The 25,459-nt window shown below is 64.6% G+C and carries 25 protein-coding genes; 15 read left to right on the top strand and 10 right to left on the bottom strand.

The window, feature by feature from the left end:
* The first annotated feature begins 263 nt into the window (after window positions 1-263).
* The 3 genes from SE92_RS22095 to SE92_RS22085 all read left to right on the top strand — a co-directional run bounded on the left by SE92_RS22095 (window position 264) and on the right by SE92_RS22085 (window position 3,960).
* Entirely contained in the window at window positions 264-1,700 is a 1,437-nt protein-coding gene (locus SE92_RS22095) for an MBOAT family O-acyltransferase (protein ID WP_063198335.1), read from the top strand.
* A complete protein-coding gene (locus SE92_RS22090) occupies window positions 1,700-2,800 on the top strand; it encodes a hypothetical protein (RefSeq protein ID WP_063198333.1) in 1,101 nt (366 codons plus the stop codon). The genes SE92_RS22095 and SE92_RS22090 overlap by 1 nt, the downstream gene beginning before the upstream one ends.
* A 194-nt stretch (window positions 2,801-2,994) precedes the next feature.
* Window positions 2,995-3,960: a toll/interleukin-1 receptor domain-containing protein gene (locus SE92_RS22085; protein ID WP_063198331.1), complete on the top strand. Its 966-nt coding sequence runs from the start codon at window positions 2,995-2,997 to the stop codon at window positions 3,958-3,960.
* A 215-nt stretch (window positions 3,961-4,175) separates the two neighbouring features.
* Here SE92_RS22085 and SE92_RS22080 read toward each other — a convergent pair whose 3' ends face one another.
* The 3 genes from SE92_RS22080 to SE92_RS22070 form a co-directional block, all read right to left on the bottom strand.
* Window positions 4,176-5,363, bottom strand: a complete 1,188-nt coding sequence (locus SE92_RS22080) for a pyridoxal-phosphate-dependent aminotransferase family protein (protein WP_063198329.1) — start codon at window positions 5,361-5,363, stop codon at window positions 4,176-4,178.
* A gap of 102 nt (window positions 5,364-5,465) precedes the next feature.
* On the bottom strand, window positions 5,466-6,191 hold the full coding sequence (locus SE92_RS22075; protein WP_063198327.1) for a thermonuclease family protein: 726 nt from the start codon (window positions 6,189-6,191) through the stop codon (window positions 5,466-5,468).
* A 277-nt stretch (window positions 6,192-6,468) separates the two neighbouring features.
* Entirely contained in the window at window positions 6,469-8,196 is a 1,728-nt protein-coding gene (locus SE92_RS22070) for a hypothetical protein (RefSeq protein WP_063198326.1), read from the bottom strand.
* A gap of 429 nt (window positions 8,197-8,625) precedes the next feature.
* Between SE92_RS22070 and SE92_RS22065 the strand changes: the two genes are divergently transcribed.
* Complete coding sequence (locus SE92_RS22065; protein WP_063198324.1) at window positions 8,626-9,474, top strand: caspase family protein; 849 nt, start codon at window positions 8,626-8,628, stop codon at window positions 9,472-9,474.
* 169 nt (window positions 9,475-9,643) lie between these two features.
* Here the strand turns inward: SE92_RS22065 and SE92_RS22060 are convergent, their stop codons facing one another.
* On the bottom strand, window positions 9,644-10,534 hold the full coding sequence (locus SE92_RS22060) for an efflux RND transporter periplasmic adaptor subunit (RefSeq protein WP_063203701.1): 891 nt from the start codon (window positions 10,532-10,534) through the stop codon (window positions 9,644-9,646).
* Window positions 10,535-10,823: 289 nt separating this feature from the next.
* Between SE92_RS22060 and SE92_RS22055 the strand changes: the two genes are divergently transcribed.
* Window positions 10,824-11,447: a PAS domain-containing protein gene (locus SE92_RS22055; RefSeq protein ID WP_063198322.1), complete on the top strand. Its 624-nt coding sequence runs from the start codon at window positions 10,824-10,826 to the stop codon at window positions 11,445-11,447.
* A gap of 8 nt (window positions 11,448-11,455) precedes the next feature.
* On the opposite strand, the gene SE92_RS36780 is transcribed toward SE92_RS22055, so the two are convergent.
* The 3 genes from SE92_RS36780 to SE92_RS37390 all read right to left on the bottom strand — a co-directional run bounded on the left by SE92_RS36780 (window position 11,456) and on the right by SE92_RS37390 (window position 13,265).
* Window positions 11,456-11,626, bottom strand: a complete 171-nt coding sequence (locus SE92_RS36780) for a hypothetical protein (protein ID WP_198172748.1) — start codon at window positions 11,624-11,626, stop codon at window positions 11,456-11,458.
* Window positions 11,627-11,864: 238 nt separating this feature from the next.
* Complete coding sequence (locus SE92_RS22050; RefSeq protein ID WP_063203700.1) at window positions 11,865-13,007, bottom strand: lactonase family protein; 1,143 nt, start codon at window positions 13,005-13,007, stop codon at window positions 11,865-11,867.
* 126 nt (window positions 13,008-13,133) lie between these two features.
* The gene (locus SE92_RS37390; RefSeq protein WP_283806787.1) at window positions 13,134-13,265 is read right to left on the bottom strand and encodes a hypothetical protein; all 132 of its coding nucleotides are present in this window, start codon (window positions 13,263-13,265) and stop codon (window positions 13,134-13,136) included.
* A 140-nt stretch (window positions 13,266-13,405) separates the two neighbouring features.
* On the opposite strand from SE92_RS37390, the gene SE92_RS36035 reads away from it, so the two are divergent.
* Together SE92_RS36035 and SE92_RS37385 are read left to right on the top strand one after the other, a co-directional pair.
* Window positions 13,406-13,582: a hypothetical protein gene (locus SE92_RS36035; protein ID WP_157095619.1), complete on the top strand. Its 177-nt coding sequence runs from the start codon at window positions 13,406-13,408 to the stop codon at window positions 13,580-13,582.
* 116 nt (window positions 13,583-13,698) lie between these two features.
* Complete coding sequence (locus SE92_RS37385; RefSeq protein ID WP_283806786.1) at window positions 13,699-13,821, top strand: hypothetical protein; 123 nt, start codon at window positions 13,699-13,701, stop codon at window positions 13,819-13,821.
* A 29-nt stretch (window positions 13,822-13,850) separates the two neighbouring features.
* Here the strand turns inward: SE92_RS37385 and SE92_RS22040 are convergent, their stop codons facing one another.
* A complete protein-coding gene (locus tag SE92_RS22040; protein ID WP_063198319.1) occupies window positions 13,851-14,804 on the bottom strand; it encodes a LysR family transcriptional regulator in 954 nt (317 codons plus the stop codon).
* Window positions 14,805-15,015: 211 nt separating this feature from the next.
* Between SE92_RS22040 and SE92_RS22035 the strand changes: the two genes are divergently transcribed.
* The 6 genes from SE92_RS22035 to SE92_RS22010 all read left to right on the top strand — a co-directional run bounded on the left by SE92_RS22035 (window position 15,016) and on the right by SE92_RS22010 (window position 20,909).
* Window positions 15,016-16,095, top strand: coding sequence for an ABC transporter ATP-binding protein (locus SE92_RS22035; protein ID WP_063198317.1), 1,080 nt, complete (start codon window positions 15,016-15,018; stop codon window positions 16,093-16,095).
* A 35-nt stretch (window positions 16,096-16,130) separates the two neighbouring features.
* The gene (locus SE92_RS22030) at window positions 16,131-16,847 is read left to right on the top strand and encodes an HAD family hydrolase (protein ID WP_063198315.1); all 717 of its coding nucleotides are present in this window, start codon (window positions 16,131-16,133) and stop codon (window positions 16,845-16,847) included.
* 12 nt (window positions 16,848-16,859) lie between these two features.
* Window positions 16,860-18,167, top strand: a complete 1,308-nt coding sequence (locus tag SE92_RS22025) for an NAD(P)/FAD-dependent oxidoreductase (RefSeq protein WP_063203697.1) — start codon at window positions 16,860-16,862, stop codon at window positions 18,165-18,167.
* Between the two features lie 28 nt (window positions 18,168-18,195).
* Entirely contained in the window at window positions 18,196-19,245 is a 1,050-nt protein-coding gene (locus SE92_RS22020) for an ABC transporter substrate-binding protein (protein ID WP_063203698.1), read from the top strand.
* Between the two features lie 69 nt (window positions 19,246-19,314).
* Window positions 19,315-20,127, top strand: coding sequence for an ABC transporter permease (locus tag SE92_RS22015; RefSeq protein WP_063203699.1), 813 nt, complete (start codon window positions 19,315-19,317; stop codon window positions 20,125-20,127).
* Window positions 20,124-20,909, top strand: coding sequence for an ABC transporter permease (locus tag SE92_RS22010; RefSeq protein ID WP_063198312.1), 786 nt, complete (start codon window positions 20,124-20,126; stop codon window positions 20,907-20,909). Before SE92_RS22015 ends, SE92_RS22010 begins: the two co-directional genes overlap by 4 nt.
* Before the next feature lie 79 nt (window positions 20,910-20,988).
* On the opposite strand, the gene SE92_RS22005 is transcribed toward SE92_RS22010, so the two are convergent.
* The gene (locus tag SE92_RS22005; protein ID WP_063198310.1) at window positions 20,989-21,684 is read right to left on the bottom strand and encodes a hypothetical protein; all 696 of its coding nucleotides are present in this window, start codon (window positions 21,682-21,684) and stop codon (window positions 20,989-20,991) included.
* Window positions 21,685-21,863: 179 nt separating this feature from the next.
* Here SE92_RS22005 and SE92_RS22000 point away from each other — a divergent pair, with 179 nt between their 5' ends.
* Window positions 21,864-22,922 (top strand): LysM peptidoglycan-binding domain-containing protein, encoded by a 1,059-nt coding sequence (locus SE92_RS22000; RefSeq protein ID WP_063198308.1) that lies wholly within the window; start codon window positions 21,864-21,866, stop codon window positions 22,920-22,922.
* 181 nt (window positions 22,923-23,103) lie between these two features.
* Window positions 23,104-24,372 carry a Spy/CpxP family protein refolding chaperone gene (locus tag SE92_RS21995; RefSeq protein ID WP_063203696.1) on the top strand — a complete coding sequence of 423 codons (1,269 nt, stop codon included), beginning with the start codon at window positions 23,104-23,106 and terminating at the stop codon, window positions 24,370-24,372.
* A 27-nt stretch (window positions 24,373-24,399) separates the two neighbouring features.
* Here the strand turns inward: SE92_RS21995 and SE92_RS21990 are convergent, their stop codons facing one another.
* Window positions 24,400-25,443, bottom strand: coding sequence for a uroporphyrinogen decarboxylase family protein (locus SE92_RS21990; RefSeq protein WP_198172746.1), 1,044 nt, complete (start codon window positions 25,441-25,443; stop codon window positions 24,400-24,402).
* Window positions 25,444-25,459 lie beyond the last annotated feature (16 nt).

Raw genomic sequence — 25,459 nt, 5'->3', positions numbered from 1 at the left:
CTCACGGCGAGTCCGATTGTTACCGTCCCTGTGGAGACTCCCCCTCACCCTGACCCTCTCCCCGCAAGCGGGGAGAGGGGAAAAAGGGCACCGCATTCCACCTTATATCGTCCCGATTTCGAGAATTGCCAGCGCGGCAGTTCCGAGGACTGCGCCAAGAACCTGAGAAGAACCTGCGCTAAGAACCTGCGCCAAGGCGCCGGGTTGTTGATCCGCCTCTTGTGTGCTTTGAGGGGCCATATCCCCGCCGCCGGTCCAGCCTGATGCTGTTCAATTCCTATCCGTTCATCCTGCTGTTCCTGCCGATCGTGCTCGCCGGCTATTTCGGGCTGGGACGGCGCAGCAATCTGGCGCCGGTGATCTGGCTGGCGCTGGCCTCGATTGTCTTCTACGCCATCGGCAGCTGGCAGTTCGTGGCCCTGCTGCTGCTCTCGATCGCCTTCAATTACGGCGTCGGCCATCTCCTGATCGTGGCGAAGCTCACGCCGACCCAACGAAAGATGACGCTCGCGCTGGGCGTCGCCGGCGATCTGCTCGTGCTCGGCATCTTCAAATATGCCGGCTTCGTTACCGAGAATATCAACACGCTGTTCGGCTCACATTTTGCGGTCAACATCCTGCTGCCGGTCGGCATCTCCTTCTACACCTTCACGCAGATCGCGTTCCTGGTGGACGCCTATCGCGGCCAGGTCGCGGCCTATGCGCTACCGCATTACGCGTTGTTCGTGACGTATTTTCCACATCTGATCGCGGGGCCGATCCTTCACCACAAGGACATGATCCCGCAATTCGAGCGGGAGGAAACGAAGCATCCGGACGGCCATCTCATGCTGTGCGGAGTCATCATCTTCGCCATCGGCCTGTTCAAGAAGACCTGCCTGGCCGACGGCATCCAGCCGCTGGTCGCGCTCGCCTTCGAGGCGCGCTCGCCGAGCTTCGACCAGGCCTGGTGTGGGGCGCTCGCCTACACCTTCCAGCTCTATTTCGACTTCTCCGGCTATTCCGACATGGCGATCGGGATCTCGCTGATGTTCGGCATCTTCCTCCCCGTGAATTTCAACTCGCCTTACAAGGCCACCAGCATCGTCGAGTTCTGGCGCCGCTGGCACATGACGCTGTCGCAATTCCTGCGCGACTATCTCTACATCCCGCTCGGGGGCAACAGGCACGGCCGTGTGCTGCGTTACGTCAATCTGATGGTCACGATGCTGCTCGGCGGGCTCTGGCACGGCGCGGCCTGGACGTTTGTGGTGTGGGGCGCATTGCATGGCGCCTATCTCTGCGTCAACCACGCCTTCAACGCGCTGGTGTCTGATGTGCCGCCACTGCTTGCGCGCCCGGCCCGCATCGCAGGCGCGGCGCTGACCTTCCTCGCCATCGTCGTTGCCTGGGTGTTCTTCCGCGCCGCGAGCGTGGAATGGGCACTGCGTGTGCTCCACGCCATGGTCGATCCCGCGACTATCGTGCTTGGCCGCGCGGAGATCGCAGCTCTCGTCCTCATCGCCTTCTACGCTGCGCTGGTGTGGCTGGCACCGAATTCGCAATCGCTGTTGGGATATGACCATGCCAATCGCAGGATCGGCGAAGCCTTGCGGGCCGGCCGCATGCGGCCGCTGTTCCTCTACGCGGCGTCGCTGGTGCTCGCGTTCGGGCTGCTCGGCATCGGCAGCCACAGCGAGTTCATCTATTTCAGGTTCTGATGGGCGGGGCGTTCGCACAACTGGGACGACTTCTGCTCGCGAGCATCGCATGCGTGCTCGGCGCGGCCTTGCTCACCTATGTCGTCGATCCCCTGCAGCTGTTCCGTCCTTCCCCGCGCGCGTTCTATTCCGAGGACACGCGCGTGCAGAATGCCGGACTGATCCGCAGTCAGTCGTTCGACACTGTTTTCATGGGCACTTCGCTCGCGATCCATTTCCGCCAGAGCGACATCGACCGTGCGCTCGGCGTCCGCTCGCTCAAGCTGGCGATGACCGGCTCCAATTCGCGCCAGCAGAGTTTTGTGCTGGAGCAGGCGATCGCGCGCGGCGCAAAGCGGGTGATCTGGGCGATGGACGACTTTATCTTTGTCGATGCAGCCGACATCGAGGCCGATCCCTATTTGTCCGTCGATCTCTACCGCAGGACGGCCAAGGGCATCGCGTCCTATCTGTTCAGCGCCGCGATGGCGAAGGAATCCCTGTTCGCGCTGCTACGGTCGATCCCCCCACTGCAGGCGCCGCTGACCCGCGCGGCGCCTTATCTTCCCGTCAAATTCGCGCTGGAAGACGTGGACGACATCTACGCGTTGCCGCGAAATTTCGATATTGCGCGTGACTACAACGCGGCGAAGGCGCTTGCCGCCTTCGCCTACATCACCAGTCCGGTGCGCAGCCGTTTCCTCGGCGAAGGCTACGGCTATGAGGCCATGGTGCGGCATTTCGAGCAGGACGCCGTCGGCCTGATCGCGCGCCACCCCGAGGTGACCTTCGACGTCTACTTCCCGCCCTATTCGATCCTGCAATTCGTCGCCATGCGCGATGCCTCGCCCGAGACGCTGAAGATCGTCATGGATTTGACGGCGGTGATTGCGCAGCGGTTGACGCAGCTGCCCAATGTGCGCCTGCACGATTTCCGGGGGATCAAGCAGGTGACGCACGATCTGAACAATTACGGCGACGTCATCCACCATTCGCCGGTGGTGGATGCGATGGTGCTGCAATGGCTGGCGAGCGGGGATTATTTGGTGGATTCAAAGACACCGCTGGCGTCGCTGGACGAGTTGAAGGCTCAGGTCAAAACATACTTGCAGCAACGGTGAGAACTGCTGCTCTCTTTATTCAAGGCAGGTGGGCTTAAGAGATTGCGTTTGCCTAACCAAATCAGTGCCGGCCTCCGTCACAATTCCTTTGTCGGGTCTGAGCTGCCATGTTGCCTCAGTGTACTCTTTGTGGCCAGATGATCGATAATTGGCGATCTGTCTCGCGAAATGCCTGACGGACTCAGGGGGCGCGGATGTATCACGTCTTTATCAGTTATGCTCAGAAGAACGGGGAAATTGCAGCTAGCCTGGCCTCTCAGCTTGACGATCTGGGCCTTCGGGTATTTTTGGCCGAGCGCAACCTGAATGCTGGCGAGAACTGGGAACCTACGATTCGTAGTGCACTGAAGAACTCCAAGCTTGTGTTGTGCCTAATTACGCCCGAGTCCAAGACAAGCGGATGGGTACATGCTGAAGCCGGAGCTGCATGGGTCTTGGAAAAGCCGTTACTGCCTGTGTTTCGGCACGTCGATCCGAGAGAGCTAATCGATATACTTCGAATGCCGCTCGGCCGCAGGATAGAGACATCCGCACAGATAGGTATTCTCCTTGATGACATATGCAAAATGTTTTCGGTGTCGCGTTGCGAACGATCGAACGGCTCGCAGCAGAGCGAGGAATTTACTTCGCCGATGGGGTGGCAAAATCTCTTAAAGATCGGACGATGGTATCGTCGGGATGAGGATGAGGCTTTGATCGGCGGCGGGATGCATAACTATGTGCTGTCGCATGGGCATTACTCGAGAGGAATCTCGATTGATGCCGTACTTCGATTTATGGACCTCGCTCCTGTCAATCGGCTCGACGCTGTGAATGCTGGTATCGTGTTTGGCTGGGCGACGCCTCGCGGTGTGCGCAGGTACTTCAATCTCTTGCTCAATCAAGAGCGGATGTTTCTTGAACTGATTGGCGACCGCGGCGGTGACGCGTATCTCGACTTTAAGCATCTCGACGACGGAATACAGTTTTCTATGGAGGAGGGTGTTACTTACTCGATCAGCATCACAATTGCGGACCGTCGCCTCGCGACTCGAGTGGTCGGTCCATATGACCAATGGTCCTATTCGGTCGCGCTGCCTGAGGATCCATTAGGCCGTGTCGGATTGCGACCTTGGCGGAGTCGTATTGAGTGCGAAAAGTTTGAAGTACGCGGTCTTTGAGGCGCCAGCAGTTCCTCCGACTGCAATCCAATTGCGAGTCTAAATTTGGATGAGGATCGTGCCTCAAGCGCGGTGACCAACCATGAGCCAATACCGCATACGCGCCCGATAGTTGCTGTAGATAGGCTGATCTACATTCCAGCCGTATGGGTCCCAGAAAGTCTATCGCATCGTTGAGCTTGTTCAGAGCGACAATAGCCTTTTTGGCCTGCGCCCTACGCCGCCACCTCGTCCCCGAGATATGACACCGCCGCTTCCAGCCCGCCCTTGCCGTGCGGGATCTTCAGCGCGTTGAGCCCGATCTCGATCACCCCGAGCGTGCCGAGCAGCATCGGCGCGTTGACGTGGCCCATGTGGGCGATGCGGAAGGCCTGGCCGGAGAGATCGCCGATGCCGGTGCCGAGCACGACGCCGCATTTGTCCTTGCAATAGCGTTGCAGCACGGCGGGGTCGTGGCCGTTGCTCATGGTCACCGTGGTCACGGTGTTGGAGCGCTCGCCGGCTTCGGCCACGTTGAAGCCGAGCACCTGGCCTTCCGACCATACGGCAACGGCGCGCCGCGCGGCTTCGCCGAGCAGGCTGTGGCGGCGGAAGGCGTTCTCCAGGCCCTCCTCGTGCAGCATGTCGATCGCCTTGCGCAAGGCGAACAACAGATGCACCGGCGCGGTGCCGGCATATTTGCGATAATTCTCGGTGCCCTCGCGCTCGCTCCAGCTCCAATAGGGCGTCGCCATATTGGCCTTCTTGTGCACCTCGAGCGCGCGCGCATTGGCGGCGACGAAGCCGAGGCCGGGCGGTGTCATCAGGCCCTTCTGCGAGCCGGACATCGCGACGTCGATGCCCCATTTGTCCATCTCGAACTTCATGCAGCCGAGCGAGGCGACGGTGTCGACCATGTACAGCGCGGGATGGCCGCTCGCCTTGATCGCCTTGCCGATCGCCTCGATGTCGTTCTGCACGCCGGAAGCCGTGTCGACCTGGACCACGACGACGGCCTTGATCGTGTGCTCCTTGTCGCGGCGCAGGCGCTCTTCGACCTCGTGCGGCCGCACCGCGCGGCGCCAGTCGCCCTTGAGCACCTCGACCTCGGCGCCCATCAGCGCCGCCGCGTTGCCCCAGCCGATCGCGAAACGGCCGCTCTCCAGCACCAGCACCTTGTCGCCGCGCGACAGCACGTTGCTGAGCGCCGCTTCCCAGGCGCCGTGACCGTTGGCGATGTAGATGTAGGACTTGCCCTTGGTCGCAAACAGCTTCGAGATGTCGCCGAGCAAGCTCTCGGTCAGGTCGAGCATCTCCTTGGAGTAGATGTCGATCGCCGGACGATGCATCGCCCGCAACACCTCGTCGGGCATCGTGGTGGGCCCGGGGATGGCCAGAAACTCCCGGCCCGCGCGAACGGTCATTGCTGTCAGTCCTTATCGCCAGAGAACAGATGGGTGGGTCGCTGATTCACGCTTTTACGCGGGCCGAGGGCCTCGGAAAAGCGCCCAAAACGCAGGTCTGGGTTATCGTTTGGTCTCGCGGCAGCCGGCGGCTTCGGCCTCCTCCACCGAGCAGAACCAGCGGGTGCCCTTGCTGATCTTCATCTTGATCTGGGTGTACCAGCGGCTGGTCGGCTGGTGGAAGATGCACTCGCCGGCGCTGTTGACGTTGCCCTTGATGGTGCAGTCCGGGGAGGGCGCGACCGGCCCCGAGGCCGAGGCGAGCAGCACCGCATGCGCCCCGTCGGGTGGCTTGGTCGCACCCAGGATGTGAGTCTTTTTGTTGCGGACGCGCCAGTCCCAGGGCGCGATGAAGGCGCCTTGCCACATTCCGGCTTTTGCCTCGCGCGCAGCCTTTTCGTCTGCTTCGTAGTCGTGGGACATACGGGTGTAGGCCAGCGCCCAGCCGCTGCGCACCAGCCATTTCTGGATGTCCTCGCCGCCGACCTCGCAGCGCGCCACGGTGCGGCCGCGCCGGTCGATCGACCGGGTGTGACAGACCCAGCTCTTGCCCTCGGCGTATTTGGCGAGCTCGTCGCGCGCGGCGACGCCGCAGGTCCAGCGCTCGGTCTTGGTGTTGAGGCAGAGCTGATCGACCGCGGGCGCGTCGATGCCGCCGAGTCGGATCCGCGTGTTGCCGATCACCACGGCATCGCCCGCGCGGACTTTTGCCGTGCCGGTGATGTCGGCGGCCTCGGCCAGCGAGGGGAGAGCGAGGAGAGACAGCGCAATCAGGATCTTTCGCAACATGCCGGTCCGCGTTGTGATGGAAATCTCGATAAGCCGCGCAATTGTGGTCGGCTTTTGTCCGCTCGGCCAGCTTGTGCCTGATGATTGAGCTTTCAACTTCCCGTCATCTTGCGACGGCCTCTCTGCTCGTGTCCCGGACGCGGTGCGGCGTGTAACGCCGCTCCGCAGAGCCGGGACCCAGAAATCCATAGATGCATCTTGCGGCGGCATGGGCCCCGGCTCTGCAGCGCACCGCTGAAGAAGCGCTGCGCTGCGTCCGGGGCACGAGAGCCGTGCTTCACCCCCGCGCCATCGCCCGCTTGGCTATCGCCAGCCCCATCAGCACGAACGCCGACGTCACCTCCGGCCCGCCCACCAGGATTCGCGTCGGCGTCTTCATCTTGTTCCACTCATAGGCGCGGAACGGGCCTTTGCGTCCGCCTTCGCCGAGGTTTGCGACGATCACGTTCAGCGCCGGCGCGAAGGCGCGCGGGTCGGCGCCGAGATGGCCGAGCGCGATCAGCGCCAGCGCGGCGTCGAACACGTTCATCTCCGCGGCCATCAGCTCGCCCTTGACGTAGGACAGCACGCGATGGCGGATGAAGTCGAAATCGCCGGCGGGATCGATCGCGGCCTGCGCGCTGAGCGGCAGCGCCAGGAAAGCGGCGTAGCAACGGCCGAAATAGGCGCTGTAGAGCTCCGGCAGGTAATAGATGTGCGAGCGCGGATTGGCGAAGGCGCCGCTCGCGGCCAGCCGCTTCTGGAAGCCGATGATGCGATGCACCGTGGCGAGCCGCGACGGCGTCTCCAAAATCTTCCAGCGCGCGAGGTTGCGGAAGCTGACCTCGAGAATGTCGAGATTGAGCGTGGGATCGAGATCGTTGCCGTAGGGCCGCTCGCCCGCGAGGTTGTCGATCCAGGTCGCAACGCCGCCTTCGTAGTCGATATTGTCGTTGAGCGGCACGGTCACGCGCGGCGCGTTGATTCCAGCGCGCACCTGGTAGCCGGAATAGAAGTCGAGCAGCGGCTGGTCGATGATGGGATCGGTACAGCCGGCCTGCGTCGCCGCTGAGATCGAGCACGCCGTGGTGTCGCAGTCGGGCACGTAGATGCCGAAGCCGAGATCCTGCTTGATCTGCGCGAAGTAGCGCGAGAAGCGCGGATGCGGCGCGGGCGCGAGTGCCGTGACGACGTTGAAGCGCGCGCCGTCGATGCCCTCGACCTCCTCGCGGCTGATATTGACGCAGAAATCCACCATGTCGGCGATGGCGCGCTCGGCCGCGATCTTGTCGGCCGGCGAGGCGAGCCCGGTCTCGCCATAGCTCAGCAGCGCCTCGATGAAGAACGCATCGTAATAGGCCGAGCGATGGCGGATCTGCACCGGCTCCCACATCGGCTCGGCAATGCCGCGCCAGGGCGGATTGACCACGCCGGCGGCCTTCGAGCGCGCGATGAAGACGCGGGCGAGGTTGAACAGCAGCGATGAATTCTTGTAGCCGCGCGCGTTGAGGCCGGTCAGCGCCATGATCAGCTCGCGGCCGCGAAAGTCAGGATCGCCGATCAGGTTGAAGGCGGCATAGGTCGGCAGGAAGCCGTTCTTGCGGTAGGAGCCGAGCAGATGCTGCGCGCAGTCGCGGATCACGCCGTCGATCTGCGCCTCTGGCGGCGCCGAGCCGGTGAACATCGCCGGCGGGGGCCGGGGATGGTCGAGCGCGATGCTGTCGACGAGATCGGCAACCGGCTGGCCGACTGCCGCCCAGTCGGGATCGGCCTCGTCGCGGGCGTGAGCCAGCGCCTGCCGCAGCGCCGTCAGCCGGGCCTCGTCGCGCAGCTCGGGCAGCCCGGCCCGCCGCAGCAGCACCCGCAGCGCGGGATTGCCGAGCGCGGTCTTGTAGAACTTGGCCAGATGCGGATCGCCACTGGCTGGGCCCGATAATACGGGATCGCAGACGTCGTAAAGCGAGGGGCCGTCCTTTGGCGCCAGCAGCGCCCGGCAGGCGGCGCCGGCGAAATAATGAAAGTTCATGAAATACCTGGTCGCGGGGACTTTAGCGGGTTTTGGCCGGGGGCCGGCCAGCGCGCTCCCCACGCGCCACCCCCTTGCAAGTCGTTGAAAAGGCTACCCGGATTCGCAGGAAAAACAAATGTGATGGGTGTCACGGAAAAGCAGGCATGAGAACTGCAAGATCACCCCCGGAAGGCTACGGGGAAAGCGCCGAAGCTCAGAAATTTGACGGAGAGATTATTTAGTATTTTCAGCGTCTTAGATCAAATTCCGGGCAATCTATTGCCCGGGCTCCTATATCCGGTTAAAGGTTTGTTTGGTGCGGCGCCGCAAATTGCGCGCAATTCGGGGGCACATCCCCGGCCAATCCCTCAAACCTAAAGACGCTATCGCGCTACTCAAACAGTGTGCGCGCGCTTGGCTGGTCTTTGGCACAGGAAACGAACCGAGATGAATGTAAAGCAGCTCGACCTTTCCCGACGCACCATCGCGGTGGCCGCGGCCCTCATCGGCACGGTCTCGCTGGTGATCGGCGCCCATGCTGCTCTCAACATGCGTGCGATCGATGCCGCCAAGGCCGTCTCGACCGACCAGATCACCGGCTCGATCGGCCAGTCCTCGCGCCTCGCCCTCGTCATCGGCAATGGACATTATCCCGACGCCAGCGCGCCGCTGACGCAGTCGATCAACGACGCCCGCGCGCTGTCCTCGTCCCTGCGCAAGAACGGCTTTGACGTCGACATGGTGGAAGACGCGACCAAGGACGACATGGTCCGCGCCGTCAGCCGCCTGAAGTCCCGGATCAAGCGCGACACCGTCGTCATGCTGTTCTTCGGCGGCTATGGCGTGCAGGCCGGCCGCGAGAGCTACATGCTGCCGGTCGATGCCGCGATCTGGAAGGAAAGCGACGTTCGCCGCCAGGGTGTCTCCATCGACAGCGTGCTCGACATGATGAAGGAGCAGGGCGCCAAGGCCAAGCTCGTCGTCGTCGACGCGTCCCGCCGTAATCCTTACGAGCGCCGCTTCCGCTCCTACAGCCACGGCCTCGCGCCGATCAGCGCGTCCGACAATGCGCTGATCCTCACCTCGGCCTCGCCCGGCAAGGTCGTCGACGACGGCAAGGGCGAGCACAGCGTGCTGGTCAGCGAGTTCCTCAACAACCTCAACGCCAAGGGCAGCGCCGAAAGCGTCTTCAACAAGACCCGCGTTGCCATCTCCCGCGCCAGCGAAGGCGACCAGGTCCCGACCGTCTCGTCCTCGCTGCTCGAAGACGTCCATTTCGGCGAAGCCGGCGGTTAGGTTTTTCGTAAGTCCCGCGACGTCCCGTGCCCCGGACGCGGCGCATCATGTAATGATGCGACGCTGAGCCGGGGCCCATTATTTTGGGTGTTTTTTGCGGCGAGATAGGTCCCGTGCGCAGCAACGTTACACGCTGCAGCGCGTCCGGGACACGAGAGTTGTCGAGAGACTACTTCGCCGCTTCCGCGGCCATCACCGGACGCACGGGATCGCCTTCACGCAACAGCGCGCCGGCGCGGGCGACGACGACATCGCCTTCATTGAGGCCGTCGCGGATTTCGATATTGCCGCCCGACATCAATCCGACCTCGACACGCTTGGTCTCGACCCGGTTGCGGCGGATCACCTGCACCACGGTGCCGGCGGAGGAATATTGCACTGACGTCAGCGGCACCGCGACGTTGCAGCTCTGCCCGGTCTTGATCAGCGCCCGTCCGCTCGCCTTCAGCAGCAGCCGCTTCTGCGAGGAGATGCCGATATAGACCATGCCCTGCTGGATGTTCGGCTCGACGGTCGGACCGATGCGGCGCACCTTGCCCTCGATGTCGCCAGCGCCGGCGATCCGGACCGTTGCCGGCTGATTGACGGCGAGCTTGCGCATGTCGGTGGTCGCCACCAGGCCGACGAGATCGTATTCGCTGCGCGCCACGATCGTGAACAGCGCCTCGCCCTTGGCCGAGGCGAAATTGCCGATCTGGGCGGTCGACGTCGCGATCACGCCCGCCACCGGTGCGGTGACCTGCAGCGTGCCGCCCTCGGGCAGCGCCAGCCGCGCCAGCACCTGGCCGGCGGTGGTGGTGTCGCCGGCTTCCGCCAGCACGTCCGTGACCTTCAGGCCCGGACGCTCGGGCCGCACCGAGGTTTCCTCCCGCGCGATGATCGTGCCGGTGGCCTCGACGATGTCGGAGAAGCAGGATTTTGCGACTTTCAGCACCGTGACGGCCGGCCCCTTGGGCGCGTCCTCATCGGCAGCTCGGGCCGGATATTGACCGAGGACCAGCACGCCGGCAACGGCGACGGGACACAGGCTTCGAACAACGGCACGGGGCAAATGACGCATCGGAAATTCCACGGGAGCTATGCTTCCAATCGATAGCAGATGGCAGGGGCGCGGACTACGGCAGCGTTGTCCCAAAAGAGGATGCCACGCCGCCGCTGCTCCGTCGCGGCAAGTCTTTGATTAGTCGCGGGATTGAACAACAGGTTCGCTTTTCATGAGCGAGTGCCGTTGCCGGCCCTACTCCCAAGGTGCCGGCCATCACGGTCTTCTCATCGGCCTGAGCCGCCTGTAAGGGACTATGATCAGAATGACGCGGCATGACCGCCGCGCAGCTCTTGGTTGAGGTGGGATGCAACGGTTCGTTTGCGAGCAGAATATCGTTCATTTCGAGCGCCTGCTCCATGAAACGGCCGATCCGACGGTGCAGAACACCGTGCGCGCACTGCTGGCATCGGCGAAACGCCAATTGGCGCTGCTGAACTCGGCCGCATCAGGGGCCGATACGACGCCGCTCGAACAGCGCCGGCGGCAGCACGGTGACGCCGACGCGATCCGGCGGCAATTCCAGCCGGAATTCGATGCCTCGTCGCATCCCTATATGCTGCTGGACCCCGGGCCGGGCCTGCTGATCGTCGACGTCAACGATGCCTATGCAGCCGCGACCTTGACCGGCCGCGCCGACATCGTCGGTCGATCGCTGTTCGAGATATTCCCTGACAATCCCGACGATCCGCTCGCCGATGGCGTCAGCAATCTCTACGGCAGCTTGAGGATCGTCGGCGAAACCGGTCAGGCGCATGCCATGGCGGTCCAGCGCTACGACATCCGGGATCCCGACGGCGCCTTCATCGAGCGCCATTGGCAGCCGATCAACTCGCCGATCCACGACACCACCGGCCATCTGGTCTATCTGCTGCACCACGTCGAAGACGTCACGGGGCAAGTGACCGGGCAGGTCGGGGGGCGGCCGTAAACGGCGCGTCAGCGGCGGCGCTCGCCCAGCAGCTTGCCGCTGGCCCGGTCGATCAAATGCAGCCGCGCGCAGGCCGGACAGGACACCGATTCATGCGTACGGCCGGTCGACTCGTCGCCGAGCCGATGCTGCACGTTCATGCCGGTCTGAGGGCATTTGAAGACGATCTGACGGTCCATGACCCTGATATGACGAGAAGGCGCGCTCTCCGAAATTACGGATGATTACGTAGGTCGGCCAGCCCCTGTCCTGGGCAGCGGCGTGATCGCACCTGCGCCTCCACGAGAGGTCGTCATGCCCGGGCTTGTCCCGGGCATCCACGTTCTCAGGGCCGCGGGCAAAGACGTGGATGGCCGGGACAAGCCCGGCCATGACGATTTGGAGACGACAGTGCCCAAATTTGCAGGGTCACCCTGCTCACGGCAGGTCCAGGAACTCCACCCAGTTCGGCTTCTTGCCGGTAGGATAGGACTTCGGCTTGCCCAGCGCGCCGCTGCTCTGGTCGATCGCATAGACCGTCATGCTGTCGGAGAGCTCACCGACCGCCGCGAGGTAGCGGCCGGAGGAATCGATGTTGAAGCCGCGCGGCTGCTTCTCGGTCGGCACGCTGCCGATCGCGGTCAGCTTGCCGCTGGCCGCATCGACCTTGTAGGCGGCGAGCGTGTGGGTGGTGCGCTCGGAAGCGTAGAGGAAGCGGCCGTCCGGGGTGATGTGGATGTCGGCGGCCCAAGGCTTTTTATCAGATGGTTTTCCGCTGAAGCCCTCCGGCAGCGCCGTGGTGCGCTGGATCTCGTCCCAGGCGCCGCTCTTGGCCTCATAGGCGAAGGCGGCGACGTCGCCGTTCAGCTCGTGGAGGAGATAGACGAACTTGCCATTGGGGTGGAATACGAAGTGCCGCGGCCCCGATTTCTCCGGCACCTTGTGGGCCGGTGGATCGCTCGGCGTCAGCGAGCCGGTTGCGGCGTCGAACGCAAAGGCCAGCACCTGGTCGGAGCCGAGATTGGTCGCGAACGCGAAGCGGTTGTCTGGCGAGGGCAGGAACGCGTGCGCGTTCAGCCCGGTCGGGATCACCTGCTTCGGGTCTCCCGCGACGCCGTTTGCGCCAAGCGGATTCAGCGCCACCTTGTTGCCGCCATAGGAGGCGCTGAACAGGAATTTGCCGCTGTGGTCGATCGCGATATTGGCCATGCTGTCGGCGAGCGGCCCGTTGCCGATATGGCTGAGCTGGCCGGTTTGGGGATCGATCGCGAAGCTCACCGCCTGGAAGGGCTGCGAGCGCACACCGGCGATCAGCACGCGGTGGTCGGGCGTGACCGCAAGCGGCGTCGAGGAGCCGGGCTTGTCGACGCCCTTGAAGGCGGCCGTCTGCACGGGCGTCATCTCGCCGCCCGCGGTCATCTTGAACACGCTGATATCGTTGCTGTCGGCGTTGCCGACATAGGCGAAGGTCGCGGCCATGCCGGCGTGGACTCCAGAAATGAGAGTGAGGGCTGCGAACAGGGTGGTGGCGATCGCAGCGCGCGGCGCTTTGGACGCGATGCGTCGGGTCAGTCTCAACATGGGCTCCTCCTGAAGGCCGGGTCGCTTCCTTGTCGTTTTGCCCATGAGGATAGCGGGCGCCGTGCCGCCGCACCAAATTCCAATTGAGATCAATCGATGCCGAAATTGGATCGGTCGCCGGAGAGGCTACCGCGCGGAAGCTGTTCGGGAGGGCAGATGCGGGCCGGACGGAGGGACGGGCGGTCCGAGCACGGTCCAGATGGTCACCGCGACCAGGGCGGAGGTCAGGATGGTCCAGGCGATGAGCCGCTTCCGCATCAGGCCGAATCCGTCGGTGTCGTGAATGTCACGGGCATGCGGATCGTGCACTGCAAACCGCGGCAATCCTATGAACTGGTTCACAGCCGAAAACGGCAGGCACGTTGCGAACCAATGCCGCGCCAGCGCATTGATCCCGCATGCCCCGCGAAAACGATCTCGAAGGCCAGCCCGACATGGGTGGCAAGCATGGCGGCCAGAAGGGCCAGCCCAAGTCGCCGCCGCGCCCGCAGGAAGGCGAGCGCGATGAAGACGTCGTGGCAAAGCGCCACACCGGTCAAACCGACCGCGCCTCGCCGGAGACTAAATCCAAATAGCGCCTCGCCGCGCGGTCGTGCCGCGCCTCGCGTCGGGAACGGCGGCACCGCGGTGCCGTTATCTGGGCTCTGCGGGCGCGTGAGATGACGCGTGAGACGAAGACGGAGGCTGGCACGTGTTTTGGATTTATTGGGACACCGCCTGGTCGCTGATCATCAGCGGCATCTGGGTCGCCACCATCGTCAGCCATCCCGACGCCGAGTTCGTCGAAGTGCAGGCCGCCAGACGGCCGATGTGAGGCGAAGCGAACCTGTTGCCTTTTGCCAATTAGGCAAGGCTCACGCCATAGCAGGCCGGCATCAATCCAAGTTGCGGATACTGCCGGTCGATCGCGGTCATCTCTTTTCGCATCTGCGCGATGATCCAATCCCGGATTTCGACGGCGATGGGCCGCATGGGCCGGTTGCGGGGTGGCAGAAACTCGCAGAGTCGGCGTGTGATGGTCAGTGTATCGGAGGCCGGCACCAGTGCGCCGGTCAGTAGCCAATGCGAGGTCACCGTCATCCAGCCGAGAGCGATGCCCTGACCTAGCAGAGCGGCCTGCACGACAACGGCATAATCGGTGAAGCTCAGCCCCTTGGCTGCGCCGCGGCGCCCGGTCAGAAGCGATGCGTAATCCGCGGCCCAGTCGCCCGGCGTCTCGGCGAGACGGATGATGGTGTTGCCCTCGGCAGGATCGGTCTCCCCGAGATAGCCGGGGCTGCACATCGGCAGCATCACTTCCTTCATCACAAGTGTGCCGTCGGACGACGGCTCGTCGCGATCGCGGAAGCGCATGCCGAGATCGACATTCTCGACCGGTCCGCGCAACGCGCCGGAGATGAGTTGGAAGCGCAGGTCGACTTGCGGAAACTGTTTCTGCAGCTTGTCGATGCGCGGCATCAGCCAGTGCGTGGTGAAGGCGGAGGAGACCGACAGAGTCACCGTCTCGGTGCCCTTGCGGCGCCGCTCGATTTCGACAAGCCCGCTCTCGATGCTGCGGAAGCCGTCGAGCACGCGGCGATACAGGAGTTCGCCTTCCTCGGTAAGCACGGCGCGGCCTGCCTTGCGATCGAACAGGCGCACGCCGAGATGCTCCTCGAACTGGCCGAGCATCCGGCTCACCGCCGGCTGCGTCACGTTCAATTCCGCCGCCGCTGCGGTGAAGCTGCCGTTGCGCGCCGCTGCGTCAAAGACGAACAGGGCGTTGCTGGATGGCAGCATGCGGCGGAGCTCGGGCATAACGTCATGTTATGAGCACGGTGAGAATTTGGCAATTGCCGAGTTTTCGCAAGTCTGGTGTCATCGACATGACAGCCAAAAGACAGCGGCTCAGAGCGACGATGTGGTGCAGCGCACGCTTCCGCCATGGTTGCAGCGAGCACTCTGTCTATAAAGCAGGCTTATGGCGCGCAGCGAGGCACGCCAGCTGGGGACATGGCGAGGTCGATCGTTGGACAAGCGAGCGGAAAGCGTCGAGATCAGGTCTGCCAGCAAGGCCTATGGCGCCGTCCGCGCCCTCGATGATGTTTCGCTCGCGGTCGGCGCCGGTGAATTCGTCTCCCTGCTTGGCCCCTCCGGCTCCGGCAAGACCACGCTGCTCGGTATTCTCGGTGGATTCATCCTTCCAACGTCGGGCACGATTTTCTTCGGCGGCCGCGAAGTCACCTATATGCCGCCGCACAAGCGCGACATCGGCGTGGTGTTCCAGAACTACGCGTTGTTCCCGCATATGAGCGTCGGCGAGAACGTCGCCTTTCCGTTGCGCGCGCGGCGCCTGCCGAAATCCTCATGGCCGGACAAGGTGCGCGCGGCGCTCGGCATGGTTGGCCTCGCCGGCTATGAGGAGCGCGGCATTGCGCAGCTCTCCGGCGGCCAACGCCAGCGCGTCGCGCTCGCACGCGCCATGATCTTCGAGCCGCGCCTGATCCTGATGGACGAGCCGCTCTCCGCGCTCGACAAGCAGCTCCGCGAATCCATGCAGATCGAGCTGCGCGCGCTGCACAAGCGCATCCAGGCCACCATCATCTACGTCACCCATGACCAGCGCGAGGCGTTGACCATGAGCGACCGCGTTGCCGTGATGAAGGACGGCCGGCTGATCCAGATCGACGTGCCCGAGCGGCTGCACGACCATCCCGCCGATTCCTTCGTCGCGAGCTTCATCGGCGAGGCGACGATGCTTCCCGTTCGCCGCGTCGATGCCTCCAGCGTCGCGCTCGGCAATGCTCTCTTGCGCAGCGCCCGCGTCATTCCGGACGGCGATGCCCTGATGCTCGCCGTGCACAGTGAAAAGCTCCTGATCGACGACGGCGCGCAGGATGCCGCCTGCAACCGGCTGACCGGCACGATCACCGACATCGTCTATCAGGGCGAAAGCCTGCGCATCTTCCTGGCGCTCGAAGGCGGCCTCGCGCTCAGCCTGCGGCAGCCGAGCTACCACCAGGCCTACAGCCGCATTCCGCCGCTTGGCGGCCGCCTCACCGTCACCCTCCACCCCGAGGACACCATCGTCGTGCCCAGGGTGGACTGAACCAAAACCTTGTCCAACCGAAAGAAGAAACTGACATGTCGACCCAAGCCGCGTTCAGCAATTTCAAGGTTCTCACCTTCGACGTCGTCGGCACCTTGATCGATTTCGAGACCGGGGTCATCGATGCAGTGCGCAAGATCTCGGGCAAGACGCCGGCCGAGCTCAGCGACGATCAGATTTTCGAGCCCTACAAGCGTGGCCGCGACAAGCACTATGAGCGTTCCAGCGAGGCGATGTTCCACGTCTATCGCCATCTCGCCAAGGAGCTCGGATTGCCTTCCGACGACGCCTCGTGCGACACGTTCCAGCTTGCGGTGCTGCGCTGGGGGCCGTTCGCGGATTCGGTCGAGGCGCTCAAGCGCCTGCGCACCCGGTTCCGCCTGGTCGCGATGACCAATGCCGACCGCGTCGCGCTGTCGGCTTACGCGCATGCGCTCGGCAATCCCTTCGACGACACCGTCTGCGCCGACGACACCGGCGTTGCAAAGCCGAATCCGGAATTCTTCGCCTACAACAAGGGGCGTCAGTCCGCCTTCGGCTACAAGCAGTCGGACATCCTGCACGTAGCGCAGAGCCAGTATCACGACATCGGGATCGCGCGGAAGCTCGGCTACAAGGTGTGCTGGATCGAGCGACGTCAGGGCATCGTCGGCTTCGGCGGTACGCCGGCGGTGGAGACGCTGACCAAGCCGGACTTCCATTACCCGACCCTGAAGGCGCTCGCCGACGCCGCGATCGGGCCGGCGGCCTAGATGAGCGCGGCCATGACACGGGATTGGCGCGCGCTGCCACCGGTCAATTCGCTGTGGGAAGCCACGGCGAATCCGGCGCGCGCCTATCCCGTGCTGTCTGGCGAGAGCCAAGCGGATGTGGTGATCGTCGGCGCGGGCTATACCGGTCTGTCCGCGGCGCATCACATCGCCAAGAGCGGCCTGTCGCCCGTCGTGCTCGAGGCCAATCGCCCCGGCTGGGGCGCGAGCGGACGCAACGGCGGCGTCATCACCGCGAAATTCCGCCTGTCGTTCCGCGAAGTCGATGCCGCCCACGGCCGCGCCATGGCGAAGCGCATGTACGAGATCGCGCATGAATCGACCGACATGGTCGAGGAACTGGTGTCGGAGTTCGGCATTGCCAACGCGAACCTGTCGCGCACCGGCCAGGTCAAGGCCGCGCATAGCGAGACGACGCTCCGGGCCGCGATCGACGAAGCGAACTGGATGACGCGTGAGATGGGCTCGGCAGCGGTCCGCGTCCTCGACAAGGAGGGCGTACGCGAGGAGACCGGCTCGGACATCTTCGTCGGTGGCGTGCTCAATCCCGGCTCGGGCGGCATCCATCCCCTGAATTACCTGCGCGGTCTCGCCGATGGCGTGGCCGGCCGCGGGGTGCCGATCTTCCAGGAATCGCCGGTGGTCAAGCTCCGCCGGGACAAGGACGGCATCGTCGCCGAGACGCCGCAAGGCGCGGTGCGCGCCAAGCAGGCGATCATCGCGACCAACAGCTATTCGGATCTGACCGCCGCCACCGCGCACATGCAGCGCACGCTGATTCCGTTCCGCAGCGCCATGGTCGCGACGGAAAAGCTGCCACGCAATCTCGCGGGAAAACTGATGCCGACCGGGCGCACCTATACCGAAACCAAGCGCATGATGCGCTGGTTCCGCATGGTCGACAACCGCGTCATCTTCGGTGGCCGCGGCGCCTTCGGCAAGCAGGACTCGCAGGCCGCCTTCGACGCCTTGCGCAAGGCGATGGTCGGCATCTTCCCCGATCTCGCCGACATTCCGCTCGAATACAGATGGTCCGGCCTCGTCGCGATGACGCTGGACTCGGTGCCGCATATCGGCCGGCTCGACGATCGCACGCTGGTCTCGATGGGCTACAACGGCGCCGGCGTTGCGATGTCGAGCCTGATGGGGCGCTATCTCGCGGCTCTCGTGCGCGGTGAGACGCCTGACGTCGGTCTGCTCGATGTCAGGCGCATGAAAACCATTCCGTTCTATCCGTTGCGCGAGCCCGCCGTGCGCGTGGTCGCCGGCTGGTACCAGTTTCTCGATGCGATCGGCAGGTAAGCTCATTTTGGCGAAGGAGGAGGCGATGATGAACACCAAACGGAATTTCGAACTTGGCTGCGCGCTGCTTGGCGTGCTCGCGCTCGGCGGCACCGCGGCTGATGCCGCAGAGCAGATCACCTTCGTCTCGCAGGGCGGCGCCTATCAGCAGGCGCAGACGGTGGCGATCCTCGATCCCTCCGCCAAGAAGCTCGGCATCACCATCAACCAGGACTCCATTCCCGACGCCTGGCCCGCGATCAAGACGCAGGTCGGCAGTGGCAAGCCGATCTGGGACGTAGTCGACACGCCGACCGGAAACTGCCTGCGCGGCGGCGAGCAGGGCCTGATCGAGAAGCTCGATTTCTCGAAGATTCCGAACGGTGCGGCGATGCCGGAGGCCTATCGCAGTCCCTATTCGGTGTCCTACGAGTTCTATTCGAGCGTGCTGGCCTTTAGCCAGAAGACCTTTCCGAAGGACGCACCGAGTAACTGGGCGGATTTCTGGGACGTAAAGAAATTCCCGGGCCGCCGCGCGCTGCGCAACCACCCGTTCGCCACGCTCGAGGCCGCGCTGATGGCCGACGGCGTAGCGCCCGACAAGCTCTATCCGCTCGACGTCGACCGCGCCTTCAAGAAGCTGGAGGAGATCAAGCCGCACATCACGGTGTGGTGGACCTCGGGCGCGCAGTCGGCGCAGCTCCTCAACGACGGCGAGGTCGACATGGAGATGGCGTGGAACGGCCGCGTCAGCGCGGTCGCCAAGGAAGGCGCCAAGGTGTCGTTCACCTATAACCAGGGCATCCTGCAGAGCACCTCGCTCTGCATCCTCAAGGGTGCACCGAATCTCGACACGGCGGTGAAATTTCTCAACGAGGCCGTCGATCCCGTGCACCAGGCCAATCTGCCACTCCAGATCGACTACGGCCCGGGCAATCCCAAGGCGTTCGAGACTGGCGTGATCAAGCCCGAGCGCGCGGCGCAATTGCCGAGCGAGCCGGCCAATGCGGCCAAGCAGGCGCTGATGTCCTACGCGTGGTGGTCCTCGCCGGCCGGAGAGGCCGCCGAGAAGCGCTGGGCGTCGTTCATGCAGAAGTAAGGCGAGGCGGCGTTGACGAGATCAGTGCCAGATCCATCCCAAAAGCATCAGCGCCGCGAGCATGCGCTGATGCTGGCATTGGTGTCGCCGGCGCTGCTGGTGATCCTGATGCTGATCGTGCTGCCGGTCGGCTGGCTCGCCTGGCAGTCGATCTACCATGACGGCTTCACGCTGGAGAATTATCGCCGCGTCTTCACTGAGGACGTCTACTGGCGCAGCTTTGCGCTGACCTTCGAGATCAGCCTCGCGGTCACCCTGATCGCGCTATTGCTTGGCTATCCCTTGGCTTACCTCGCCAATTCGTTGCCGAAAGGGTGGAGCATCCTCATCCTGTCGCTGGTCCTGCTGCCGTTCTGGACCAGCGTCCTGGTGCGCGCCTATGCCTGGTTGGCCTTGCTGCAGCGCACCGGCGTCATCAACCAGTTCCTGCGCTATCTCGATCTGATCTCGGAGCCGCTCGCGCTGGTCCATAATACTTTCGGCACGGTGGTCGCGACCGTACATATCCTGCTGCCGTTCATGGTGCTGCCGCTCTATGCCACCATGCAGAAGATTCCGGACGATCTCATGCAGGCCGGCGCGAGCCTCGGCGCGAGCCCATCGCTCACCTTCTTTCGCGTGTTCCTGCCCCTGTCGCTGCCGGGCGTGCTCGCCGGGTGCACCATGGTGTTCGTGCTCTGCCTCGGATTCTACATCACGCCGGAGCTGCTTGGCGGCGGGCGGACCGTGATGGTGTCGATGCTGGTGAGCCGCAATGTCGAGCTCTACAACCAGTTCGGCGCCGCGAGCGCCGTTGCGGTGGTGCTGCTGCTCAGCGTGCTCGCGATCTTCTTCATCGTCAGCCGCTTCATTTCCCTCGACCGCGTGCTGGGGCAGAAATGATGCGCGCCTCGCCCGCCCGGATTGTCCTGTTTGTGGTCAGCGCGTTGGTGCTGGTCTATCTGATCCTGCCGGTGCTGATCATCGCGCCGATCTCGTTCTCCAGCGCGCGCTTTCTGACCTTTCCGCCGCCGTCCTTTTCGCTGCGCTGGTACCAGCAATATGTCTCGAATCCGGCCTGGATGCAGGCGACGCGGGTGACGCTGACGGTCGCGCTGCTGACCGTCTTGATCGCGACGCCGCTCGGGGTGGCCGCCGCCTATGCCATCAGCCAGTCGAAGCTCCGGTTGATGCGGCTGATACACATGACGCTGCTGTTGCCGCTGGTGGTGCCCATCATCATCACTGCGGTCGGCATCTTCTTCGTGTACGCCAGGGTCGGCCTGGTCGCGACCATGCCCGGACTCGTGCTCGCGAACGTGATGCTGGGCCTGCCCTATGTCCTCATCTCCGTCCTGGCCGGCCTGCAGAGCTTCGATCCCGCGCAGGAGATGGTGGCGCGCAGCCTCGGCATGAACCGCCTCCGCAGCTTTTTTGCGGTGACGCTGCCCCAGATCAAATCCAGCGTGGTCGCCGGCGGCATTTTCGCCTTCATCTCGGCGATGGACGAGACCATCGTCGCGCTGTTCATCTCCGGCGGGCAATACCAGCCGCTGACCAAGCGCATGTTCACGGCGCTTCGGGACGAGATCGATCCCACAATTGCAGCGATATCGACGCTGATGACCGCGGCCTCCTTCCTCCTCGTGCTGCTCGCGACCAGTCGACAGGGCAAGAAGACGTAGAGCCGGTAGCGACTGCCAGGCTGAAGCGCGCTACCGCTTTGCCCAGCTTGCGAAGCTAACATACCCTACCAGGCCGACCCTACCGCCTGATCTCCCACTTCAGCGCTGCCGCATTGCCCTTGGCGAACATCCTGGGCACGTCGAACTTGCCGGTCGTGAGATCGTAACGGCATTTCCAATCCGCCAGACCCTTCACGGCGACGTTCTTCGGATGCTTGTCCATCGCGCCCGACAGCGAGATCACGAGGTAGCGGTTGTTGGGCCAGTCGACGCCGAGCCAGCGATAGGCATCTTCCGTGCCTTTCATCAGGTTGGCGGAGATGTGGTAGTCGAGCTTCATGTTCTTGGTGTCGGGCCGGCTGTGGAAATAGGCCCAGGCGAGGTCGCTGAGCGATTTCTTCGTGGCGTTGACGAAGGCGCCGTTCTCGACATGATAGAGAAACAGGTCCTGCGAGCCCGAACCGGTCTTCTGCATCCGCACCAGCCATTGCGAGTCGCTGGTGAAGCGGAAGCCCGCGCCGTAGCCTTGCTCCGGCTTCAGCTCCGTCATCTGGTCGCCGCGTCGCGCCCAGACCTGCCATTTGACCTCGAACAGGTCTTCACTGTCCTTCATGTACTGTTCGAGCCTGGTGGCGCCGTCGGGCGAGGTGAAGGCGAGGTCGGCGTTGTCGGTGAGGACGAAGCCCGGCGGCGGGCCGGAGGCCGCGAGCGCGGGGGCTGCTGTGAGCGTCAGGGCGAGCGCCAGCCATGGCGCGGTGCGGAAAAATGCAGTCACGGGAAAATCCCAAAATATCGCCGCGGTGCGGCCTCGCTGATTTGACGCCGAGGGGGCCGCGCCGGTTCATCCGCAGGCGCGTGGGGCCAAGCGATCATCCCTTCGACCGACTTGCTGCCGTGGCCAAATCGGCGCACCTTGCCGGCCTCGGTTGATTTGCCACCCAAGGTTCTTTTCCGATGATCACCGCATCCAAGGCCTTCATTGCTTTCTGCCTGCTCGCGCTGGTTGGCACGGTGCTGGTGATCGGCCCGACCGAGCTGCGCCGCCTGCTGCCGGACGGGACCGGGACCGCGATCGCCGCCAAGCCTGAGGCCAAAGTCCAGGCCATGGCCGATCTCAAGCCCGCGCCGAAACCGGAAGAGCCCAAGGCGGAGCAGCCAAAGCTCGCCGCCATTGCGCCGCCAGTGCCAGCGGCGGTCCCGGCGCCCGAGCCCAAATCCGAGGCCAAATCCGAGGCCAAATCTGAGTCGAAGGCTCCCGCGCTGGCCGAGACGGCGAAGCAGGCCACCGCGCTGCCGGATCTCGCGCCGCTCAAGCCGCCGCCGGCGGTCGCCGACACCGGCCCCCGCTTCGACGTCGCCCGCGTCGACGATCACGGCGAGGCCGCGGTGATCGCCGGCCAGGCCGCGCCGGGCGCCAAGGTCGAGCTGCTGCGCGACGGCAAGCCGCTCGACACCGTGGTCGCCGACGCCTCGGGCCAGTTCGTGATGACCCCGCCGCAGCTTCCCCCCGGCTCCTATGAATTGACGCTCCGGGCCAGGGCGCCGGATGGCACGGTCACGCAGTCCGGCCGCACCATGCCGGTGACCATCGCCGAGGCGGCGCCGCCGCCCGCGCGTCCCGCACCGGTCGCGAAGCAGGCGGACAAGCCGGATGACAGATCGGATGTCGTGGCGTCCCTGCCGTCGGGCGCGCCGCATCTGGCCTCGGCATCCGACAAATCCGCGTCCCGGCCGAGACTGACCGGCGCGCCGAAACCGAAGATGATGGCGCGGGCGCCCGCGGCGACGACGGTTGCATCGGCCTCGCCGGCCGACGCGCTCCAACCCGCACCGGCTGAGGCCGGCGGCAACCGCGTGATCTCCCGCGGCGACAGCCTGTGGACGCTCAGCCGCCTCGCCTATGGCGACGGCGCACGCTACGCCGTGATCTTCAACGCCAACCGCGACAAGATCCACAACCCCAACCTGATCTATCCCGGCCAGACCTTTGTGATGCCGCTGAAAGCGGAGTGAGCGGGCTTTCCTCTGCGGCCATCCTTCGAGACGCAGGCCTTGACGGGCCCTCAAGACGAGGCGCCCCGCGACGCTTTGCCCTGTGCCGCCTGGGAACAATTGGTTCCCTCGCGCGTCATTCGGATGAGGCGCGATGCGCGCTTGGCGCTGGGAGGAGGCCGAATTGGTCAGGTCAGCGGTCATGTCGGGACGCATGCGGCTGGCACTCGCCGGCGCGACAATCATGGTTGCGGCGGTGCTGCTGCCCGTGAAGGCCGAGGCGCAGTTCGGGATGCGCGGCGGCCCGCTCGGCGTTGCGCGTTTCGCCGTCGGTCACATGATCGGCATGTCGCGCTTGCGCCATTCCCGCATGGCGGTGCGGGGTGGCCGCTACCGCTCCGCGGCGCTGAGATCGCAGGATCCCCGCGGCGCCGAGCGCGGGCAGCCTTCCAACCCCTACATCATCCGTGCGGCTCTCTCGGCGCAAGCTGCGCTCGCGGGCTGGCGCGGCGGTCGTCGCCCGCAGGGCTGGTGGCGCCATCCCGACGGCAGCTATGGCTGGGCCGGCCCGGTGTTCTGGCCGTTCGCACATGACGATCTCGCCAATGCGATCATCTTCGCCGACACCACCAGCATCTCGCTCTATGGCTATGGCGACATCTATGCCGCGATCTTCTCGCCCTACGTTGCCACCGAGTTCGCCGCCTACACCGCGCCGCAGGGCCGGCGCGCGCGCAAGATCCCGTCGGCGCAAAACATCTGCGATGTCAGCGATCCCGCCGGCTTCCCTGCCGACCTCATCGCCACCGCCGTGCAGCCCAACGAATTGCAGCGCGCCGCACTCGACGAGCTCGTGAACGCCTGGCAGGCCGCCCGCGACAGCATCCGCGCCACCTGCCCGTCCGAGGTGCCCGCGAGCGCGGCGGAGCGCCTCGGCCTGATGCGCGAGCGCCTTGCGGCCATGATCAATGCGATGGACAATTTCGCGCCGGCGCTCGCGAAATTCGAGGGGCTCCTCGACGACGGCCAGAAGGCAAAGCTCGACGGGCTGGCCAGGGAGCGCCGCGCCGCGCTGGCCGCGGGCCAGAAGAAGGATGCGCAGGCGGCATCAGCCTGCGATGCCGACAGCGATCCTCGCTATGACGAAAAGCTGCAGCGTCAGTACGAGCAGCTGGTGCAGCAGCAATGGCCGGCCGGCGAGATCGCCGCGACGCTGCGCCTCGACGAGACCGCACGCGCCCGCCTCGAGGTGCTCCAGGACACCACGCTCCGCACCATGCAGACGCTCAGCGCCTGCCCCGCCAAGCCCGCCGAGACGCCGCAGGCCCGCCTCACCGAAGTGAAGACGCGGCTGCAGACGATGCTGCAGGAGGTCAACGGTGTTGCAGATGCGCTCGACGATTTCGAGGCGGATCTGAGCGACGAGCAGAAGGCGGGGTTCGAGGCGATCGGGCCGAAGCGGGGCGCGTGACGCCGCCGCCGAGCCGTCTTCCAAACGTCAGCTGATCTCCCGCCGCACCTTCGCCGCTGCGTCGCACATCGCTTTCAGCTTCCCGAACGCGGTCGCGCGCGGCATGTATTTCATGCCGCAATCCGGTGCAGGGACCAGACGATCCGGCGAGACATATTTCAGGCCGTTGCGAATGCGGTCGGCGACGGTGTCGACGCTCTCGATCGCGGGGTCCGCGAGGTCGAGCACGCCGAGCATGATCTTCTTCGACGACAGATCCTTGAGCACGCCGAGGTCGAGCTTCGGCTGCGCGGCCTCGATCGAGATCTGGTCGGCGATGGTGTCGTCGAGCTCGGCCAGGAAGGAATAGCCGGCCGGCTTGTTCGAGCCGGGCACGACGGCCGCGTAGCCGAAGCAGAGATGCACCACGGTCGGCACCGTGATGCCTTGCAGGGCGCGGTTGATCGCCTTGACCGCATAGCGCTTGGCGAGCTCCGGATTGTTGCGCACCCAGGGCTCGTCGAGCTGGATCACGTCGGCACCGGCCTTTTGCAGGTCGAGCGCCTCGGCATTGACGGCTTCGGCGAGCGCCATCGCCAGCTCTTCCTCGTCCTTGTAGTATTCGTTCTTGGCCTGCTGGCTCATCGTGAACGGGCCGGGCAGGGTGATCTTCGCCGCGCGGTCGGTGTTGCTGCGCAGGAACTGCATGTCGTGCAGCTCGACCGGACCCTTGCGCTTCACCGGCCCGGCGACGCGCGGCACCGGCGTCTGCGTGTTGCCGGTGCGCGCCACGATCATCGCGGGATTGTCGCCGTCGATGCCGTCGAGCGCGGTGGCGAAGCGGTTGGAGTAGCTCTCGCGGCGGATCTCGCCGTCGGTGACGATGTCGATGCCGGCACGCTCCATGTCGCGGATCGCAACGATGGTGGCATCGTCCTGGGCTTCCTCCAGATGCTCCGCCGGCAGCCGCCACATGTCGTGCAGTCGCGTGCGCGGCACCACCTTCGATAGCATGGCGCGATTCACCAGCCATTCCGGCTGCGGGTAGCTGCCGACCACGGTGGTCGGCAGGATGTGCGTTGGCATCGGCATGGGAGTCTCCTTCTTC

Origin of the sequence: Bradyrhizobium sp. AT1, assembly GCF_001590795.1 — a bacterium.
Taxonomy (GTDB): domain Bacteria; phylum Pseudomonadota; class Alphaproteobacteria; order Rhizobiales; family Xanthobacteraceae; genus Bradyrhizobium.
The sequence above is the reverse complement of the archived record's forward strand: the minus strand, read 5'-3'. Positions and strand labels throughout refer to the sequence as shown.